The 18,365-nt window shown below is 45.8% G+C and carries 15 protein-coding genes; 2 read left to right on the top strand and 13 right to left on the bottom strand.

All coding sequences use genetic code 11. From position 1 onward, the window contains the following. Positions 1 to 622 precede the first annotated feature (622 nt). From DWB79_RS06255 to DWB79_RS06230, 5 genes are all read right to left on the bottom strand, one after another. Positions 623 to 1,540: an AEC family transporter gene (locus tag DWB79_RS06255; protein WP_016523192.1), complete on the bottom strand. Its 918-nt coding sequence runs from the start codon at positions 1,538 to 1,540 to the stop codon at positions 623 to 625. 279 nt (positions 1,541 to 1,819) lie between these two features. After that, the gene (locus tag DWB79_RS06250) at positions 1,820 to 2,119 is read right to left on the bottom strand and encodes an acylphosphatase (protein WP_016523191.1); all 300 of its coding nucleotides are present in this window, start codon (positions 2,117 to 2,119) and stop codon (positions 1,820 to 1,822) included. Between the two features lie 49 nt (positions 2,120 to 2,168). After that, positions 2,169 to 2,963 (bottom strand): histidinol-phosphatase, encoded by a 795-nt coding sequence (locus DWB79_RS06245; RefSeq protein WP_016523190.1) that lies wholly within the window; start codon positions 2,961 to 2,963, stop codon positions 2,169 to 2,171. Positions 2,964 to 3,557: 594 nt separating this feature from the next. Then, positions 3,558 to 5,195, bottom strand: a complete 1,638-nt coding sequence (locus tag DWB79_RS06235) for a hypothetical protein (RefSeq protein ID WP_016523189.1) — start codon at positions 5,193 to 5,195, stop codon at positions 3,558 to 3,560. An 80-nt stretch (positions 5,196 to 5,275) separates the two neighbouring features. After that, positions 5,276 to 6,136: a flagellin N-terminal helical domain-containing protein gene (locus tag DWB79_RS06230; protein ID WP_016523188.1), complete on the bottom strand. Its 861-nt coding sequence runs from the start codon at positions 6,134 to 6,136 to the stop codon at positions 5,276 to 5,278. Positions 6,137 to 6,470: 334 nt separating this feature from the next. Here DWB79_RS06230 and DWB79_RS06225 point away from each other — a divergent pair, with 334 nt between their 5' ends. Next, positions 6,471 to 8,903, top strand: coding sequence for an endonuclease MutS2 (locus DWB79_RS06225; protein WP_016523186.1), 2,433 nt, complete (start codon positions 6,471 to 6,473; stop codon positions 8,901 to 8,903). Between the two features lie 78 nt (positions 8,904 to 8,981). On the opposite strand, the gene DWB79_RS06220 is transcribed toward DWB79_RS06225, so the two are convergent. Further along, positions 8,982 to 10,154, bottom strand: a complete 1,173-nt coding sequence (locus DWB79_RS06220; protein WP_016523185.1) for an HD-GYP domain-containing protein — start codon at positions 10,152 to 10,154, stop codon at positions 8,982 to 8,984. Between the two features lie 76 nt (positions 10,155 to 10,230). Between DWB79_RS06220 and DWB79_RS06215 the strand changes: the two genes are divergently transcribed. Beyond that, positions 10,231 to 11,094, top strand: coding sequence for a hypothetical protein (locus tag DWB79_RS06215; protein ID WP_016523184.1), 864 nt, complete (start codon positions 10,231 to 10,233; stop codon positions 11,092 to 11,094). Positions 11,095 to 11,421: 327 nt separating this feature from the next. Here the strand turns inward: DWB79_RS06215 and DWB79_RS06210 are convergent, their stop codons facing one another. The 7 genes from DWB79_RS06210 to DWB79_RS06180 form a co-directional block, all read right to left on the bottom strand. After that, complete coding sequence (locus DWB79_RS06210) at positions 11,422 to 13,443, bottom strand: motility associated factor glycosyltransferase family protein (RefSeq protein WP_016523183.1); 2,022 nt, start codon at positions 13,441 to 13,443, stop codon at positions 11,422 to 11,424. Beyond that, positions 13,424 to 15,301: a penicillin-binding protein gene (locus tag DWB79_RS06205; protein WP_016523182.1), complete on the bottom strand. Its 1,878-nt coding sequence runs from the start codon at positions 15,299 to 15,301 to the stop codon at positions 13,424 to 13,426. Before DWB79_RS06205 ends, DWB79_RS06210 begins: the two co-directional genes overlap by 20 nt. After that, the gene (lepB, locus tag DWB79_RS06200; protein WP_084762280.1) at positions 15,292 to 15,819 is read right to left on the bottom strand and encodes a signal peptidase I; all 528 of its coding nucleotides are present in this window, start codon (positions 15,817 to 15,819) and stop codon (positions 15,292 to 15,294) included. The genes DWB79_RS06205 and lepB overlap by 10 nt, the downstream gene beginning before the upstream one ends. Positions 15,820 to 15,904: 85 nt before the next feature. Then, entirely contained in the window at positions 15,905 to 17,107 is a 1,203-nt protein-coding gene (locus DWB79_RS06195) for a coenzyme F420-0:L-glutamate ligase (RefSeq protein WP_016523180.1), read from the bottom strand. 61 nt (positions 17,108 to 17,168) lie between these two features. After that, on the bottom strand, positions 17,169 to 17,543 hold the full coding sequence (locus DWB79_RS06190; RefSeq protein ID WP_252722468.1) for a hypothetical protein: 375 nt from the start codon (positions 17,541 to 17,543) through the stop codon (positions 17,169 to 17,171). A gap of 11 nt (positions 17,544 to 17,554) precedes the next feature. Further along, positions 17,555 to 17,947 carry a (deoxy)nucleoside triphosphate pyrophosphohydrolase gene (locus tag DWB79_RS06185; protein ID WP_016523178.1) on the bottom strand — a complete coding sequence of 131 codons (393 nt, stop codon included), beginning with the start codon at positions 17,945 to 17,947 and terminating at the stop codon, positions 17,555 to 17,557. A gap of 3 nt (positions 17,948 to 17,950) precedes the next feature. Next, positions 17,951 to 18,349, bottom strand: coding sequence for a hypothetical protein (locus DWB79_RS06180; protein WP_016523177.1), 399 nt, complete (start codon positions 18,347 to 18,349; stop codon positions 17,951 to 17,953). Between the last annotated feature and the right edge of the window lie 16 nt (positions 18,350 to 18,365).

The raw sequence follows: 18,365 nt of genomic DNA, 5'->3' as shown, positions 1-18,365 counted from the left end.
ATGAAAATTTTTATAAAAAATTTGAAGGCAACCGCATCAGGTCGTTTTTTTAGAAACCTCGCAGAATAATTGTAGGCTGTTCAACCTTTCCTTTTAAAAATATACGGGCATCTACTTCGTTATTTCACAAAAATTAGTCCTCGACGTGCAAAAGCACGCCTGCGGGTAATTTTTGTTCATGCCTCGTATCTGCCTCGCCTATTTTTAAAAGGCTAACGAAAAAATAATTTTCAAACTTAGATACAATGATTCTGCGCTTTTTATCTACTCTGCCTGATGCATTTACCCGATTGTTAGGAAAAAGTATGAGAAATTTTGTTTCCGTAAAATGCAACGATTGAACAAAATATGCATTTTGGAAACCGTTGCATTCGTCCGCGAAAAGCGCACACGTCAATGCGCAAGTTTTCGAAAGAAAACTTGACGGTTAATACATCCGCCACGGACGGCGGTGGTTAGAGCAGAAGCGATATTTTGGCTTTGCCAAAATTCGTCATCAACTGATGGACAGGGATGTTCATCAGTTGATGAAGGCGTCATTGTAGACGCTCACCTATACCCATGAAATTTCTCATAAAAGGAAGGCTCCCGCTTAAAATATTCCTGATGCGTTTGCCATGGTTTAAAATAGCAGTCTTGTTGCTACAATATATATCGGGATAAGCACTAAACTCAACAGCGTTCCCCACGCGGTAAGTCCCGCAGATTTCCCCGTATGGCAGTAATGTGTTTCAAGCACGATAATGTTGGCGGCAGGCGGCAAGATACAGATCATATACAGCGCCTGCTTATTAGCGGTTACCAATTCCAAGTGCAGTAGCCCCGCAATAAAGATAAACAGTGTCATCAGACAAGCAACCGTAAGCGCTCGCAGTATCGCCAGTTTAAGCGTTAGTTTTAAATCCTTGATTTCAAGCTTAATTTTTGCAAGCCACATACCGAGTACGCCCATACCTAAAATACTCATAACCAATTTAAGTATGCGATATAAGGGCGGCAAATAAAGCTTGATACTGTCCCCGAAAGGAATACAGATAATCCCGATAACGAGCGCTGCAACGGGAGGAGATTTCAGTGTCCGTTTTATATCAATCTTTGCAGCGCCGTTATTGATCAACATACCGGCGCCGATGGAATTTCCGAAAAGAGAGTTTCCGATATACAGCGAAAGTACGGCGGTTGCGGCGTCGTCTCCCCATACCGTTGCAACAATCGGCAACGAAAGCCATCCGATATTTAAATAGAAAAAACATAACTGTTCGACGGCATCGGCGCTGAAAAGACGGCTCATATACATCATTACCGTCATCATAATAATCATAGCAAATATACTGAAAAATAAGTCGGCACGGCACGTTGAAATATTGTAAATAATGATCAGCGGAATAATTATTCTGGTAAGCAAATATGCCGTCTGATTTTTTATATCGATCGGCGTTTTTCCCACAAGAAAACCGAGCCCGAGATATAAAAATGGAAGCACTATTTTGAACACCATTATTTCCCCTTTTTCCAGTGCTTTTGAAAATATACGGTGCATCTACTTCGTTGCTCGTTCAGCGAAGTACGTCCTTGTACTTCGCTGAACACAAGTTCGACCATTGTCAAACTTGTTTCTGTTTAAACCAGCGGCATCCGTGCCGCTTCTGAAAATCCTCAACGTATCAGAACTGCCAAGGAGGGCAGTGGTTTCAAGCAGAAGCAAGTTTGTTCCTACAAACTTGTAGCCCAAAAATGAACAAGGATGTTTATTTTTGGGCGTACCTGCGGTTAATTTATGCTCGCGCCTCGTATCTGCATCGTCTATTTTCAAAAGTTCCTAATGCTGTATTTTAAACGAATGCCAACCCTCATACCGTGCAGCCGTAACGGTAAAGTTGGAAATATACGCGCGGGGATGACTGTGTTGTACCGCATCAAAGAATTCATAGAGCGCGGCGCCGTCTCCTTCCGCAAATATTTCCACCGAATAGTCGGGACAGTTCCGCACCCAGCCGGTAATGCCGAATTCCCGTGCAACTTGTACCGTCCAATAACGGAAGCCCACACCCTGCACCCGTCCTTCCACAACGGCACGAGCGGCTTTCCGTTCGGCAATATGCGGCCTATCCTTACGCATCGTATATCCTCAAAAAAATTCCCTCTTTCAACATACCGGTGATTCTGTCCTATGTATGTGCAAAGCCCAGTGCTTCCGCCGCACCGATTATCGGTATGCCGAGGTCTTCCGCATAGTCGATACCGTTCTGCACTCCTGCTAAAACCTGTTCTATTTGGTGCGCATCGGCATTGCAGATAATACGGGCATTTTTTTGCGCTGCCCGTTTCCAAAACGCCGCTACGGGATATTGATAGTCCGCACCGTAATCCCGCCGCACCTTCGATTTAATCAGTCCGTACCCATTGATTTCAAGCGGCATACCCAAATCATTTGCCGCATCGATGAGCGCATCGACACAGGCAAGACAGTCTGCGTCGATAGACCGGATGCTGCTCAAAAACAAATCGGGATGAGCCAAAAACGCATAGAGTCCCGACTTCATCCCTTCAATCGTAAAATCGATATAGGTATGCAGCAGACGTCTTTCCGTAACGGTCGCAATATATTCAAGTTCGCCATCCAGCGGAAACCAGTGGGAACCGAACACCAAATAGTCGGCTCCGTAGCGGCCGATTAACTCATCCTTAAACCAGCTGCGGTGCTGCGGCGACCATTCGCATTCAAACCCGAAGTACACGGGAAAATCAGCTTCCTTTTTTGCGTCTTCAACAAGGCGCTTATACCGTGGTATATCCGCCGCCGCCATCCGGCAATAAAGCCACATATCGTCGTGTGGATAAGGACAATGGTCGGAAAACCCGAGCGCGGAACAACCGGCAGCTGCAGCCTGCCGTACATAATCAACCGGAGTACCCTCAGCGTGTTTGCACAGATACGTATGAGTATGAAAATTACTGAGCATAAAAAAAGTATAGCGGTAAGCACTTCAAATGTCAAACTTCCGCCGGGTAAATGCATCAGGCCGTTTTTTTAACAACCCCGTGGAGAAATTGAGACTACTCAACCAGAACTGCCAAGGAGGGCAGTGGTTCCATATAGCAGCGATATTTTGGCTTTGCCAAAATTCGCCTTCAACTGTTGTACACGGATGTACAACAGTTGAAGATGGTTCAAATGGTCTCACAGTCTTAATTTTTCCACGGTTTTTATCTACTCTACCTGATGCGTTTACCCGCCTGTTGAAAAAACTGTACGAAATTTTAACCAAAATTTCACACAGTTTATTCGTGCGGAGAGTTTAATACCCCGACGCTCTGCGTCGTAACAAAGGGTATTAAAGCCGACTGCAACCACCTTATGAGAACAACATACCCCGACGCTCGCGTCGGGGTTGTTGATTTTAGAAGAAGGACAATCGCATCAGACAAATAAATAAAAATCGAAAAATCAGGAGGTTGGGCAAGCATTTGAACCGCGAAGAGGTTCAACTCTGCTTGAACGGCCTCCTGATTTTTCGGGGATATTGCCAAAGCATCTGATGCGATTGTCCTGTGCGTCAGAGGTTTTCTTTAGCCCAAAGGCGGATAATCGGTTCGAGGCTTTCGATGCGGAAGCCCTGTGTGAACACATCGGCTTGTTCTTTGCTGCCCTGCCATTGCTGATAGGGATTGTCGTAATTGGTTTCTAGAAATCGATAAATGATATTTTCGGCATTGTTTTGTTCGCTGCCAAAGAACGATAATTTTTGTACTACCGAATGCTGAAGAATTGTACGAATTGCCGAACGGACTTCTTTGAAGAAGAGATCACGGTAGATGCCGTAGCTTTTGCCTGTTACTTTTTTCACCGTTTCGGCGATAGACACCGGTAGACCTTTAGGCTCATTAATGGGATATATTTGAACGGAACTCGATGCTTTTTCACCGACTGCTTGTTCCTGAGCGATTTTTCCGGATTCTAGTATTGAAGCTGCTGCAACCGGTTTCGTACTATTTCTTGATTCGGATGCTGCTACTGTGTTTTTTTGCAATACTTTTTTTGCAGACGGCATTGCAGCTCCGGACACGGAAACGGAATTAACCTGAACATTTTTTTTCGTCTCTTTTTTCTTACGTGTGGAAGCAGTTTCCTTTTCCGCTTTATTCGTTTTTTGAACCGCTGTTTTTTCAGTCTGTTTTTTTGACCGTTTTGCCGCTTTTGCTTTTTTTACAGCCGGTACGGGCAATCCTTTAGCTTGCGAAGGCGGAGACGAAGGTCCCAGATTAAGCTTTAACTGCTTCCAAGCTCGTTGTAAGTATAAATCACCGGAGATGCTGTAATAGTATCCCTGTGCTACATTCGCGAGCACCGCATGGAGCAGTTCCTCATCTTTCCAATTACGCACTCTGCCTACTTTTACCGCATGGAAAATCGCATAATGATTAGTGCCGTACTTTCTGCTGTACAAAAGCAGTATATTTTCAAAAGCACCGTCGGCATAGCGATTCCAATATTTCATAGTATAGGCAAGTACTTTATCCTCGATACGGATTATGGATGAAGGTATGGTGATTGCTGCAATCTGTTCTTTTGTGAAGACAATTTTTGAAAAATCGACAACGGAAGCTTTCGCCTTTTGAAGCGCTCTCCGTGTTTGCTCTTGAGCGTTTTTCCGATCCTGTTCTTCACGGTATTCCCGCACAGAAGAAATTGTATCGGTAATATACATGCGGATGATATCAGCAGCTTGCCGCATATCGGCAGCATGGTATTTAAGCTTCTCGGCATACCGCGTATATTTTTCAGTAAAACTAATAGCGGCAAATCGATTCGGAGAAATAGCATTAATGACTTTTTCGCATACTTTAATAATGGTATAGACCTCTGCACGCTTTAATGGGGCAATGGTGTCTGCAAAGAAAACGATAACTCTTTTGACCTGAACAACAGTCCGATCGGCGAGCTGAACAAGCGAATCGGTCAGCAAAATATGGAATCGATAATCGTGCTTTCGGTAATAGGTCATCAACTGTACCCGTATCTTATTATCAGGATATCGATGTACCAATTTTGTATTATAGAGCCGCAATGCCTCCGCTTGTCTATTTAAAGAGCGAAATTCAAAATAGCGTTCAATATCAGGGTCTTCGGTAAGGCTGAGCTGAGGGAATTCTTGTTTTAATATATAAATATCCAGTTCGGTAAGTTGTCGCATAATGTATAACGGAGGCGATTATAATAAAAAAAAAGGTTGCTTCCTAGTAGGAGGCAACCTTTTCCGTCACTCTCTAATGCTTAGCGCAACAGAGACATTACGCTTTGTGTCTGCTGGTTCGCTTGTGCAAGCATTGCCGTACCGGACTGCGTCAGGATCTGGTTTCTGGTGAATTCTACCATCTCCTTAGCCATATCGACATCACGTATGCGTGATTCCGAGGCTTGGAGGTTTTCCGCTGCAACATTGATACCGACAACACTCATCTCGAGTCTGTTCTGGTATGCACCGAGATCAGCCCGCTGTTTGTTGATCTTCTTGATGGCTTCATCAATGGTACCGATTGCACGGTTTGCTGTTTCAGGCGTATCGATTGTAAGAATCGATTCGTCACCAATGTCGCGAACACCGAGTGCTTTAGCGGTCATTGTACCGACATAAGCACGTACGCGCTGATCCATGTTGGCGCCGATATGGAACCACATAGAAGCGGTAACGGTGTTTTCTCCTGTTTCACGAGCGAAACGGCCGGTAAGCATATTCATACCGTTGAACTGTGCGTGACTTGCGATCCGGTCAACTTCAGCAACAAGCTGAGATACTTCAACCTGGATGTACAAGCGATCTTCAGCACTGTAAATACCGTTCGAAGACTGAACGCTTAATTCACGGATGCGCTGCATAACATCAGTTGTTTCCTGCAAGAATGCTTCTGCAACTTGAATAAAGGAAATGCCGTCTTGAGCGTTGGCACTTGCTCTATTTAAGCCGCGGATTTGGCTTCGCATTTTCTCGGAAACTGCTAAGCCGGAAGCATCATCCCCTGCACGATTGATGCGTAAACCGGATGAAAGTTTTTCTATGTTTTTCTGAGTATACACGTTGGTCTGGCCAAGAGTTCTCTGTGCAAACATAGCGCTCATGTTGTGATTAATGATCATATTGCTACTCCTTCGGCGATTTTTGACGATTTTTTACCTTACGGCGTCCGTCACGGCATCCCTGCCGATATGTCAATAATTATTTTCAGATCCTCTGCTATCCGACACAGAAGAACGTAACACAATGAAGGGTGCACAACCTTTTCACTGTGCTTATTACATATATCGGAGTTATCGCAAAACACTTAAGAAGAAAAAATAAAAAAATGTGTGAGTTATCGAGATGTTATTTGTAAATCAGTATATCGGAAAGCACTATCGAGAAACCGCAAAAACTGATAAACTGCTTACCGTTTATAATGGTAGTGAGTAAGTAAAGTAAGTAAGGAACGTAATGACACCGCATACATTAGAAGTTTTAGAATTTTTCCGCATTGCGGAGATTATCGCAGGATATTGCAAATCGGAGGAAGCGCGAGAACGCTGCCTACAAAAACGGCCGCTACAGAATGCTGCGGAGATTACCGCAGTAAAGGAGTTGGGGCGGGATATTCTTTCGTTTTTACAGGCTGATGAACCGCTCCCGATTAAAAACCTCCCGCCGCTCAATTCCGTATTAAAACAGCTCCATACCGCAGGCGTCTGCCTTACTATAGAGGAACTCTACGCGGCGGGGCTTTTAGCGCTGCAAGTCGGTGAATTGAAGACTTGGGCTATAAAGCAAAAACGGACGGACAGCACCGCCTGTACACTCATCGAATCGATACCGCCGCTTCCGCAAACCGAGCAGGCGGTGTTTTCGTTTATCGACAAGAACGGAACGCTGCGCGACATTCCCTCGCTGACGGCTATCCGAAAAAAGATGCAGCGTATCGAAGCCGATATCGAAAAAACAATGCGGAGTTACTGCACCGACGATTCTACCAAGGGAATGCTACAAACACCTGCGCCCGTGCTGCGGAACGGCAGGCAAGTTATCGCCGTGCGTTCCAACTTTAAGGGGCGGATTAAGGGTATTATCCACGAATACTCCCAATCGGGGCAAAGCTTTTACCTTGAACCTGAAAGTATTGTACTACGTAATAACGAATTGATGCGGGCGCAGGCTGAGTATGAACAGGAGCTGCACCGCCTGTTGGTGAGCATCAGTGCAAAACTCGCGGAGGAAGCGGATGCCCTTGAGCAGGCATACAAGCTTGTGTTAGAGCTGGACTGTGCCGCCGCCGCCGCTCGCTGGGCATATACGGAAAACGGCGTCTTTGTACCCGACACGGGGAATTCTCAATACTTTTATTTACAGGCAGCGCGGCATCCGCTGCTCGGCGCGGCGGCGGTTCCCATCGACCTAAAACTGGCGGCGGAAGAGCGGATACTGATTATTACCGGACCGAACACCGGCGGCAAAACCGTCAGCTTAAAGACTGCCGCCCTCTTTGTTCTATTAAATCAAACCGGCTGGCCGGTACTCGCAGGGGAAGAAACACGGCTGCCGGTATTCCGCTATGTCGGCTGCGCTATCGGAGATGAGCAATCGCTCGACCGCTCGCTTTCCACCTTTTCCGCCTATATGCGTACCGTTGGGGAACTCTTGGAAGCGGCTGATGAGGAAAGCCTTATTCTCCTCGACGAACTTGGCAGCGGTACCGACCCTCAAGAGGGCGGCGCGCTCGCTATGGCGATTTTGGATGAACTGTTTACCCGTCGTTCGCGGGTCTTTGTAACGAGCCATCACGGTGTGCTGAAAAACTATGCGTACCGGAAAAGCGGCTGCATAAATGCCTCCGTATCCTTTGATGAAGCAACGCTGCGCCCTTCATACCGGATACTGATGGGCATCCCCGGTGAAAGCCGCGCCGTCGATATTGCGGAAAAAAACGGATTAAGCCCCGACGTTATCCGCGCCGCGCGTGCGTATATGGCGGACAGTTCCGCCGATGCCGCCGCCCTCATCAAGGGGCTGATGGAAAAGCATGAGCAACTTGCGGTCTTTGAACGGGAAAAAGACGAGACAGAAAAAGCATTGCGGGAAAAGCAGCGCCGCTTCGATTTAAATGCGCTCAAGCTCCGCCAAAAGGAGCAAGTTCTCCGCTCGCAGGGGTATAAACGCTTGAACGATTTATTCGAGCAGAAGCGCAACGAAATAGAAAACCTCGTGCGGGAAATTCAGGAAGGGGAGCTGACACACGAAAAGACGAGTAAGCTTAAACAGTTTTTTGCCGATTTCGGAAAAATGCTTGCAGAAGAGCAAACGGATATCCGCACTGAACAGGAGGAACTTTCCGCTCTACAGCAGGCGCTTCGAAATCGCGAGCAGGAGCAAGGACACGGGAAACCGGCAAACGGTATGCCTGCAACCGGCGCTCCGGTAAGCGAAATACTGACCGAAGGTATGGAGGTACTTATTCCTCAGCTGCATCGGCGCGGCGTCATTATCCGGAAAGAAAAAAAGAACTGGCTGGTGGCGGTCGATACCGTTAAAATGACATTCCCTGCCGATAAACTCGAACCGCTCAACTTGTCCGGCACCGCACCCTTACGCACGCCGCAGGTTGTGGTAGAAGCGGAGCTGCATAAGGAAAGCCGCCCTGAACTTGAACTGCGCCTACTAGGAATGAGGCTTGACGAAGCGGAAAAGCACCTGCAAAATCAACTCGATCTTGCTTTGATGCATAATATGCAGGAATTTTCGATTGTACACGGGAAAGGAAACGGCGTACTGCAAACAATGGTACACGAAAAACTTGCCGCCGCTCCATACATCGCAGAATTTTTCTTTGCCCGCCCCGAACACGGCGGCACCGGCAAGACTATCGTGCGGTTACGGTAGTGTGTAGCGCATATATAATCCGTGATGTTTTATCAATTTACAACACGGATGTATAATCCTTGATGATGGCTGCCGAAGTTACGCCTTTTTCTTGCCTTTGCTGAGGGCGGCGATCCATTCCTCTTTACGTGCAGGACGCATAATACGAATACCGTCCATGGCAGTACGAATAGCTTCCGAAAAAGTTGTTTTTGCAGATCTATCGATAACACGTACAATGGGAAAACGGGGATCCTCTGAATTATTGTCGATTACCTGCGCAACGGTATTATTTGAAAGATATACGAAACTGCCGATTGGAAAAAACGACAGTGCATTCAAGAGTGCTTTCAGCACCTCTTCATCATATTGCGAAGGTTCCCGCCGCAAAACATTTAATAAGCCTGTCGCAGGATCATCGGCTTTCTTATATTTACGCTCGCCGGTCATCGCTTCATAAGAACAGACAACCGCAATAATCTTTCCATAAAGAGAAATTTTTTCACCGGTCAGTTTTTGAGGATACCCCGTACCGTTCTCTCGTTCGTGATGATCAAGCGTGCCAAGACAAACCGGCAGCGGGAATTTTGCTTTCTTTAATATTTTACAGGAAAGTACCGGATGCACATGGAGATACTTTCTTTCTTCATCAGACAGTTCGCCGGCTCTGGAATAAATATCTTCGGCAATATGAATAAGACCTATCTCATGCATTAATGCAGCAGTTGCCAATTCAACCAGCTGATGATTTTGCATTTTAAGTTCCATACCGACTACGATGGCATAAACTGCCGACCGAAGCGAATGGGTAACGAGAAAATTGTCCACGTTATATGGCATAATAGATTGTAAAATAAGTACTGCCTGCCGGTTTTCTTGTACAAAGGTACACAGTTCCTTCATTTTGGCAATTACGTTTTCTGTATTAAGCGACTGTCGGTTACGATAGGCTTCATACACTTCGTTGGTAAAAGCATAAAATTTTTGATAGGTCTTTTCTACTAATTCTCCCGAAAGTTTTTGTTCTGTTAGAACTTGGCCTTTTTCGGGTGTATCAGTTTTTTCTTTGTTCTTCTTTTCTTTTTTTTGAGGATTTGTTTCGGTGACGGTTCCTTTTGTATAGAGAAGCGTAAATTGCCATTCGGACAGGAGTCTTTTTAATTCATCTGTAAAACAGCTTTCTCTTGTAAATAATAAAAACTTTTTATCAATGTACACGTCCTCCGTAAAATATACGGGCGGTTTCAGCTCTAAAAGTTTTAATGTATTCACTTAAATACGCTCCTGTAGTACACTGACAGTATGATCGAAAAATTCATACCACTATATAGATTATAGGAGATTTTGAATGAAATTAAAAGTGCTTATTATTATCTTTAACACTGTTCTATTAACCATCTTCTTTACAGTGCTTTCTTTTTCATTCTTTACTGCCGGTACTGAATTTATCGGCAGTTTTTTTAAAAACTATTGGATATTCGTCCTTTTTTTCATGATTCTCTTGCTGGGAATGAATATGTTCTTTATCAGCAACTGGAAACTCATAACGACTCTTGAAGCTGAAGATTGGCCTGCGCTTTCACTCTATTTGGAAACGGAAATTTTTGAAAAACATCATCTTACCGCTAAAAAAGTACGGCTGCTGTGTGAAATCAGTATTTTATTGGGAGATTTTGAAATATTAAAACGGCTTGAACGTGTACTCGAAAAGTATAAACCTGAATATATTAGAACCTTTGGTTCCCGTTTTGCAGCAGCCAAGCTGCTTTCAAACGATTATCAAGGGCTTGCTGGCTTTATGGCTCGTATTGCCGGACAACCTTATAAAAATTCCCCGTGGGTATCGTTTTATGATGCATTCTCGGCACAGATGCTAAAACGCTATCGCGAAGCAGCGGAGAAATTTTCATACGTGCTGGAAACAGAGCAAGACCCGCTTGTTCGATTGCTCAGTATTTATTTTATGGCATGCGGATTATATCATTATATTGATGTGAGCAAAGATGAGGTATGTACACAAATCGAAGAAGAAAAACGAAAATTAAAAAAACATTCATTGCAACACTGGAAAAAATATGCGCAGAAAGAAAAGCAAAATATTCATGTGCTCGTCCTCACAAAAGCAATCGATGATGCACTGATTTGGCTTTTTAAAGAAGATGACATCAAGGCAACCCCATCAGAAACTTTTGTGGATACCCCCGCAGAATAAGAGACCGTGTAACCAGAGTTGAACCACTCCGCGGTTCAAATGGTTCCCCTGTCTCTTATTCTGCGGTATTTGCTTTATGCTTCTGATGCGATTGCCTTTATTCTAAGATAAAGTGCATATAAAAAAGAAAAGGACGGCTTGATCAACAGCATCAAACCGTCCTCATTTCGGGTGTATAAGAAACGGCGTCTGGATGTTGATACCGCCGTTTAATGTCCCCCTTCTGTTTTCATTATCGGCAGATACTTTAAAATATTTAGAATTTTTTTTGTTCTTTTTCGGGAATCTTGAAATATTGAAGCTTTTAAAGATGCCCAGAGGTATTATCTACTTATTTTTAAATATCTCGTGTACCTGCAGCGCCATCTGATGAATTCTTTTGTATATATTTTCTGCGGCAACGATGGGCTGCAGTTCGCTGTCTTTGCTCGTTTCGTCATTAAAAAAGAGCACGGCAACCAAATCTTTTGCAAAACCATTCTTTATGTTCTCGTCTATTTTGTTGAGTTGTGCAATTAAGGCAGCCTGTTCACGGGCGCAGCTCCCGTTACCGGAATGCTTACTCTTGCCTGCGTCTTCTTTGTTGTATTCTACTAATCGGCGGCACAACGTTTCGGCTTTTTCGGCTTGGGCTGCGAGACCGGCGGCACTCTCGGTCATTGCCTTGACCGAAGCGGCTAACTGCCGCTTCCGCGCGTCGCATCCGTCTAAAAATGCTTGGGAATACACGTTTTTTACAAGGGTTTCCAACCGTTCATCGATTGCGACGCGCGGGAGGCCGCCGGTCATGCCTGCAAAATCTTCCGCAGAGCAGGCGGGCATTCCGGGAATGAACACCCCGTGCGGCATAAGATTGAAGGTTTTAACCTCCGGATATTTGGCAAGCGTGCTTTCAAACCACCACGCATAAAGCAGCATCCGGCGGTCGGTTAATACCGTACCTCCGGCGTAATCTTGATACAGCGAAGGAAAGGCCGAATATAAGCTATTAAAGTTTGCCTGCTCTGCGGAAGCAACACGGGTGGAGCGGGTATGGGCGGCTTCTTCAAAGGTGCTGCCTGCAAAGTGCGTTTGCTTACCGGGATAGGCCAAATCCAACCCCGCCATGATAATGGGCTTGGCGCCGATATACCGTGCAAAATCCCACGCAGTCGTTGCAACCGAACCTCCGGCGGCGAGTACACAGTCCTCATCGCCGTTTTGCTTTTCGCCTTTGCTTTCAAGATAACGGGCAAAGGGCACCGAAGATTCGGAGAGGAACACTGCCCGGTAGCGCTGCCGGAGTACCGCCGGAAAAACCGCCGCCTCGCTGATTAAAATGGACTTGCCGGTATCTAATCCGGCGGTGTGCAGGTAGTTCCAATATTGAGGGTCGAAGCTGAGGATAAAGTCAGGGGTAATGCCTGCTCGCAGACATGCCCGCATTGCCGTATCCACCGCAATAATCAAAAAATCCTTGCTACTTTTTTTAATCTGCTCAAGATGAGCGGTTAAGCTCGGCCCACCGGCAAGGACGACGGCAGCCGTATCGGGAAAAGCATTTTTAAAACAGCCGATCTTTGCCGCCGTGCAAAGCATATCGAGGTTCTTTACCGTATTTTTTAACCACAGTGTACCGAAGCGTTCCAGTGTTTTTGCATTGATGCTGTTTTTCATTTTATTCCGCTCAAGCAGCGTAAAAAAAGTCCCGTACCACGGTTTATACGCTTCGGCAGAAACGGGTGCTTTAAACAGTATCTTGTTATTCCATCCTGTTGAGGCGAGAAATGAGGCGGCTTCTTCCGGCTGTGTTCCGATCAGAAGACTTAAGCGCCGGTGCCGGAAAAGGGAATCGAGGCGGCGGGCAGCCAAGCAACACAGAAAAATGTTCCGATCTGCTTCGATGATTACCGCTTCGGCGGCGGGAAACCGTTCAATATACTGCGAAGCAAGATAGCCTAACCCGAATCCCGTAAAGATACAGCGACTCTGCACCTCTGCGGTTTGAAAAAATTCGGAATCGAGGATACGGCGGGCTTCTTCTTGAGGGTTATATTTTGAATGCACAAAGCTGCCGTTTACCGCCAGCGTCGGCGTACGCTCTATACCCTTTGCTTTTGCTTGTACTAATTGGTATGCAGGCGGTACGGCTTGTAAACATTGGAGAGCCGTTTCCGACCGATTGAGTCCAAGCCTTGCCGCCTGTTCGGGAAAGCGGGCGGTAAAGTCGTTACAATTTCTGAGAAATACCTCGGTATCGATAGTAAAGGGTGCGCCGGTAGAAGCTGTTCCGGCACCGATGGAAGCACCATTGTTACCGGTAGAAGCCGCACCAACAAAAGCTGTGCCGTTATTCAAGGGTGAGTTCAATGATCATTCCTTTTACAATCGGCGTTCCCGCCGCTGGGCTTTGAGCCGTTACATAGCCGTCTCCGGTTAGCTTAACCGTAATATCGGTTCTCCCTAATAAATCGAGGAGCAGCCGCTTGGGAGTTCCGAGCAAATCGGGCATCGTGTCGCCGACGGTTACGGGTGTTTGGCGGTGCGATTGAATAATGCCAGTATGGGTTACATTCGGCGCATTTGCCCGCCCCATTCCACGATAATCGATAATTACATTTGCAGCTTCCGAGATAGCCGGCGCGGCGACCAGTGAACCGTATGTTTCTCCGACCGGACGGATAACTGCCATATACAAAATAATCTGCGGATCATCGACGGGAAAAATACCGATACAGCTGCTGAGGTAATCGGTGGAACTGTAGCCGCGCCCATCCGCTTGCGCCATCTGCGCCGTACCGGTCTTAACGGAGATAGGTACGCCTTTAATCGAAGCTCGAAAGCCGGTACCGTCATCGGCAGCAGTCTGCATATAACCAAGTACCGTTTTTGCCGTTTGTGCCGAAATAACCTGTTCAAGTGATTTCGGTTTATGCCGGTAGACCGGTTTACCTGCCGAGTCCAGAATTTCGGATAATAGGCTGAGTTTTAATGTTTTGCCTTTATTGGTAAATGCCGTTGCCGCTTGTACAATTTGCAGGGATGTAACGCCGATTTCTTGTCCTATTGCAATCGTATGTTTAGTACGGGCTGACCATGACGACACCGGCGCAAAAATTCCTGCCGCTTCTCCGGGTAGCTCAAGTCCGGTTTTTTTCCCGAACCCGAATGCCCGCAGCTTTTCGGCAAAGGCTGCGGCGTCCGTTTTGTCGGCAATCTGTGCCATCCCGTCGTTGCAAGAAAACCTGATAATGTCACGCGGCGTTACTTGGCCGTGTACCCGCAAACAGCGGATCACATTTTGGTCTTTTTTTTCATTGGCTCGACGCGGTTTAAACGCAAATTGTGCATCGCAGGTGTAAACATCGGAATCCTTCGTTGTGCCAAGCTCTAAAAAAGAAGCTATCGAAAAAATCTTAAAAACGGATCCCGGCTCATAAATAAAATAGGCGGGGCGGTCAAACCGTTCTTCTTTTTTACTGGATGTAAAATGAGCTAAATCGACTGACGGTTCGTTTATATACGCAAGGATTTCACCCGTCTTTGCATCGGCAGCCAAAAAAATGACAGCCTCCGCCTTTGAGTTCTTCATTGTCCGTTCGGCTATTTGTTGCAGCATATATTGAATGGAAGCATCGATTGTTAAGGCAACCGTATAACCGTTTCTGTCGGCACCGGCAGTACCTTCAGGCGGAGAGAGGATGTTCTGCATAGAGTATTCAATACCGGCTAACCCCTTGCCGTCATCGCCCAGATAGCCGATCAACGTTGAAGCGAGCGCATTTTCGGGATAGATACGGTTTGCTACCGCTTCAAGCCGTAATCCTTTTAGTCCATATTCCCGTATTGCATCTTTTAAAATATCTTTTTCATTTTCACTCAATTTCTTTTTTAAATACAAAAAATTTGATTTGGAATCTTGAATTTTATCAAGCAGCTCGGATTCCGATATTTCGAGAATCGGTGAAAGGATATTGACAAGTCGGTTAACATCTCCAATCAGTGTTTTATTTGCCGATAGGTTATACAACGTTGTCGCTGCCGCTAAGATTTTTCCGTTCCGATCTAAAATTGCTCCACGCTCACGAGTTTTTTTAACGGTGCGTACTTCCGGTTCCGCACCAAGCATCGCTCGTGCATATTTTGCGACGATTAAGCCGGTAAAGATGAGCAAAAGGCCGATAAAAAAAGCAATACGTTTTTTAGAAATAAAATGATTTAGTTCCATAGTAACCGACCGCAGATACTATCGACCGAGACAAATCCGTAATCGCGGGAGTCGCGGGACTGGGCTGCATTATCGCCGAGTGCCAAAATAAAACCGGCAGGAACATATTGTTCGGCTTGCGGTAAAAATCCTCCCAAATTTCTAAATTGCACACGGTTAAGCGCAACAGTTTTGTTATCATCTAATTTAAGTGTTCCATAACTTTCCGGCGCTTCTTGCGAGGCCGCAAGAAAATGCAGTTCCGTATTTTCTATTTTTACGCAGCGTTTTACCACAAACCGCCCGTCTATATGATAGAGGACGGCATCCCCTGTTTTCGGCATTCCCCAGCGGCAAAGATACCGGTTCGCAGCAGGAAATTGAATTCCATACGCCAATTTCCATATAACAACAAACTGCCCATCGGAAAGGGTGGGTTCCATCGAATGTCCCGAAATCCGCCTTATATCTAAAACATAGCTTTTTAAAAAGAGAAGGCCGCCTATTAACGCAAGGAAGCACAGGAGTTTTCTTTTCACCGGTTAAAGATAGCAAAAAAGCAAGATTTTTTCCAGCGGGGAGCTTACAGGGAGCTGGATATGGCAGCGGTTTTTAGCATCTCATTTATTCACCGAATTTATTAAAGTAACCTTGAATAAAAATGATCGGCGTCCCTTTATCGCCGCTGCCGGAAGTAAGGTCGCACAGCGAACCGATGAGATCGGTTAATTGGCGGGGGGTCGTACCTTGAGCTTCTTTTTGATCAATCTGTGATGAAAGGGCATGTTTCTTATGCTCACTGATGTAGTTAATCATTGCTTGGTACTGTTCTTTATCGGACAAATCCTTAAAGTTGTTGTCCGCAAGGTATTTCAATTTTACCTCATGCGGTGTGCCGGATAATCCTGCGGTAAAGCCGGGGGACACAACAGGATCAGCAAGCTCCCAAATCTTCCCGACAGGATCTTTAAAGGCTCCGTCGCCGTATACCATCACTTCAACCGTTTTACCGGTTTTTTCTTTAAGCATAAGCTGAATTTTCTCTACCAATGCTTGGCAATCGTTCGGAAAGAGCTTGATAGAATCTTCCGTCGCCTTATTTGAACCAAGCAGCCCGTACTTGTTGTTATATCCGCTGCCGTTAATCGGTTTAGTGAGTATATTGTCAAGACCGTACACACAAGTTGCGCCGTGTTCTTTTAACCGCCGTTTTGTACTTTCCCGTGTGTGGATATCGCAGGCGAGTACATATTTTGTTTCAGAAAGAACGGCGCACGGATCATTGGCCAGTAGAATAGAAGATTGTGCATTGTATTTTTTGATGATTGAGTTATAAAAAGAGATGTAATCGATACCGGTAAACGGGTGTTTATATACCCCGAAACGCTGGGTAAATTCTTCAGCCGTAAACGTATCCTGCCATGGATTTACCGCCTCCGCTTTACCCGTATCGGGATCCATTAGCCGGTTTCCCACCTCGTCGGAAGGATAGCTCAGCACAAGCGTCAGCCTGTTGCCCGCTTTTGCGATACCCTCTAAACAGATTGCAAAACGGTTTCTGCTCAGGATAGGAAATACCAAACCGATGTGCTCGTTTCCGAACTTTTCCCGTATATCGGCGGCAATCTGATCGGTAGAAGCATAGTTCCCCTGCGCTCTCGCCACAACGGATTCTGTTACAGCAAGTATATCCCGATCGTGAATGGAAAAGCCTTCCGTTTCCGCCGCCGACAAGAGCATATTTACTGCTATCGTCGCAATATCATCTCCGGCATGTACAATGGGCGCTATCAATCCCCGCGAAATCGTTCCGATCTTCTGAGGCATAATCTCTCTCCTTAGGGTACTCCCTTAGAATGCAATAGGGTAGTGAGAGTATCCTTCCATTTTATTTTAACCGAGCGGCGGCTGTTTCGGCTTTTGCCCTGCTCGGATATAACTCTACAAAGGAGCGTTGCAGCCAGCCATCCGTAAGATGCACCCACAGCTCGCTCTCCGAATCTTTTGATACGAATTGCGTCCCCGTTACTTCGTATATTTCTTTCCGTCGTGCGTGGTTGACAATGATACCGTTCGCCCCCGGACTATCTTTTAATGAGATATAGGTTTCGACAATAACAGCAAACCGGTCGGCGTCATTTACGGCTGAATCAGACGGCAGGATAATAGAATCCAGTGTTGTATGACGAGTACAGGAGAACAAACAGAAAAAAAGGCACAGCACAACAATGAGGTGTCTGATACCCCAGTCGCTTCGTATCACTTTTTTCACGATTATAGCTGATAAAACTTTCGAAGTTCAGAAATGAACAGAGCATCTGACGGCACTATTGGAATATTCTGCAACTCATCAAGCGAAAACCATTTCAATTCGGAGTGTACGGAAGAAACACACGTTTGATTTTCCGGCAGAATCACTTCGTAAGCAAAAAGGTCGAAATTACGGTGTTCATTTTGAAAATGTTTACGCGCAATAAACCGCCCGACAGATATGTGGACAGCAAGTTCTTCTTCATACTCGCGGATTAATGTCTGCTCGTGTGTTTCGCCTGCTTCACACTTTCCCCCGGGAAATTCCCAATGTTCTCCGACATCGCCGCCGGGCGTCCGCAAGCCCAGCAGAAACTTATTATCCTTACGGACGATACCTACTACCGATTGACGCATAGACTATAAGAACAGTACCTGCGAAAAAAGCAGGTGAGTAACACCGGCAAATAAGCAGAAGAAGCCAATCGGCTGTTCGAAGTTAAGAATACGGGTTAAGAACGGTGGCAGTGTTAGCTGATTTTCCGAGGCTTTAACCCAACGTTCAAAGAAGACGATACAGCCGAGAATACCCGAAAGCGCGGGGATAAGATCGCCGACCAACGGTGTATTTCCTGCGACGGGGCTGAGAAGTTTAAATACGGCCGAAATTCCTGAAAAAATCAGAAGTACCAGCAAAAATGTCGGATCGTTTAAAAGAGGGTATTTGATGGTGAATTCCTCTTTGTTTTTTGCAGAAAGGAGTAAAATTCCTCCCATCATAAGGTTTGTGGTAACAGAAAGAAAATAGAAAGGTAACATATATGTGCCCCCGTAA

Source organism: Treponema medium (assembly GCF_017161265.1).
GTDB lineage: Bacteria > Spirochaetota > Spirochaetia > Treponematales > Treponemataceae > Treponema > Treponema medium.
The sequence above is the reverse complement of the archived record's forward strand: the minus strand, read 5'-3'. Positions and strand labels throughout refer to the sequence as shown.

What these genes read in the sequence shown, in the direction of transcription:
- DWB79_RS06205 (WP_016523182.1), bottom strand. Translation starts at nt 15,301, where the DNA reads ATGGAACTAAATCATTTTATTTCTAAAAAACGTATTGCTTTTTTTATC.
- DWB79_RS06235 (WP_016523189.1), bottom strand. Translation starts at nt 5,195, where the DNA reads ATGCGACAACTTACCGAACTGGATATTTATATATTAAAACAAGAATTC.
- DWB79_RS06180 (WP_016523177.1), bottom strand. Translation starts at nt 18,349, where the DNA reads ATGTTACCTTTCTATTTTCTTTCTGTTACCACAAACCTTATGATGGGA.
- DWB79_RS06245 (WP_016523190.1), bottom strand. Translation starts at nt 2,963, where the DNA reads ATGCTCAGTAATTTTCATACTCATACGTATCTGTGCAAACACGCTGAG.
- DWB79_RS06185 (WP_016523178.1), bottom strand. Translation starts at nt 17,947, where the DNA reads ATGCGTCAATCGGTAGTAGGTATCGTCCGTAAGGATAATAAGTTTCTG.
- DWB79_RS06250 (WP_016523191.1), bottom strand. Translation starts at nt 2,119, where the DNA reads ATGCGTAAGGATAGGCCGCATATTGCCGAACGGAAAGCCGCTCGTGCC.
- DWB79_RS06215 (WP_016523184.1), top strand. Translation starts at nt 10,231, where the DNA reads ATGAAATTAAAAGTGCTTATTATTATCTTTAACACTGTTCTATTAACC.
- DWB79_RS06195 (WP_016523180.1), bottom strand. Translation starts at nt 17,107, where the DNA reads ATGCCTCAGAAGATCGGAACGATTTCGCGGGGATTGATAGCGCCCATT.
- DWB79_RS06230 (WP_016523188.1), bottom strand. Translation starts at nt 6,136, where the DNA reads ATGATCATTAATCACAACATGAGCGCTATGTTTGCACAGAGAACTCTT.
- DWB79_RS06225 (WP_016523186.1), top strand. Translation starts at nt 6,471, where the DNA reads ATGACACCGCATACATTAGAAGTTTTAGAATTTTTCCGCATTGCGGAG.
- DWB79_RS06255 (WP_016523192.1), bottom strand. Translation starts at nt 1,540, where the DNA reads ATGCACCGTATATTTTCAAAAGCACTGGAAAAAGGGGAAATAATGGTG.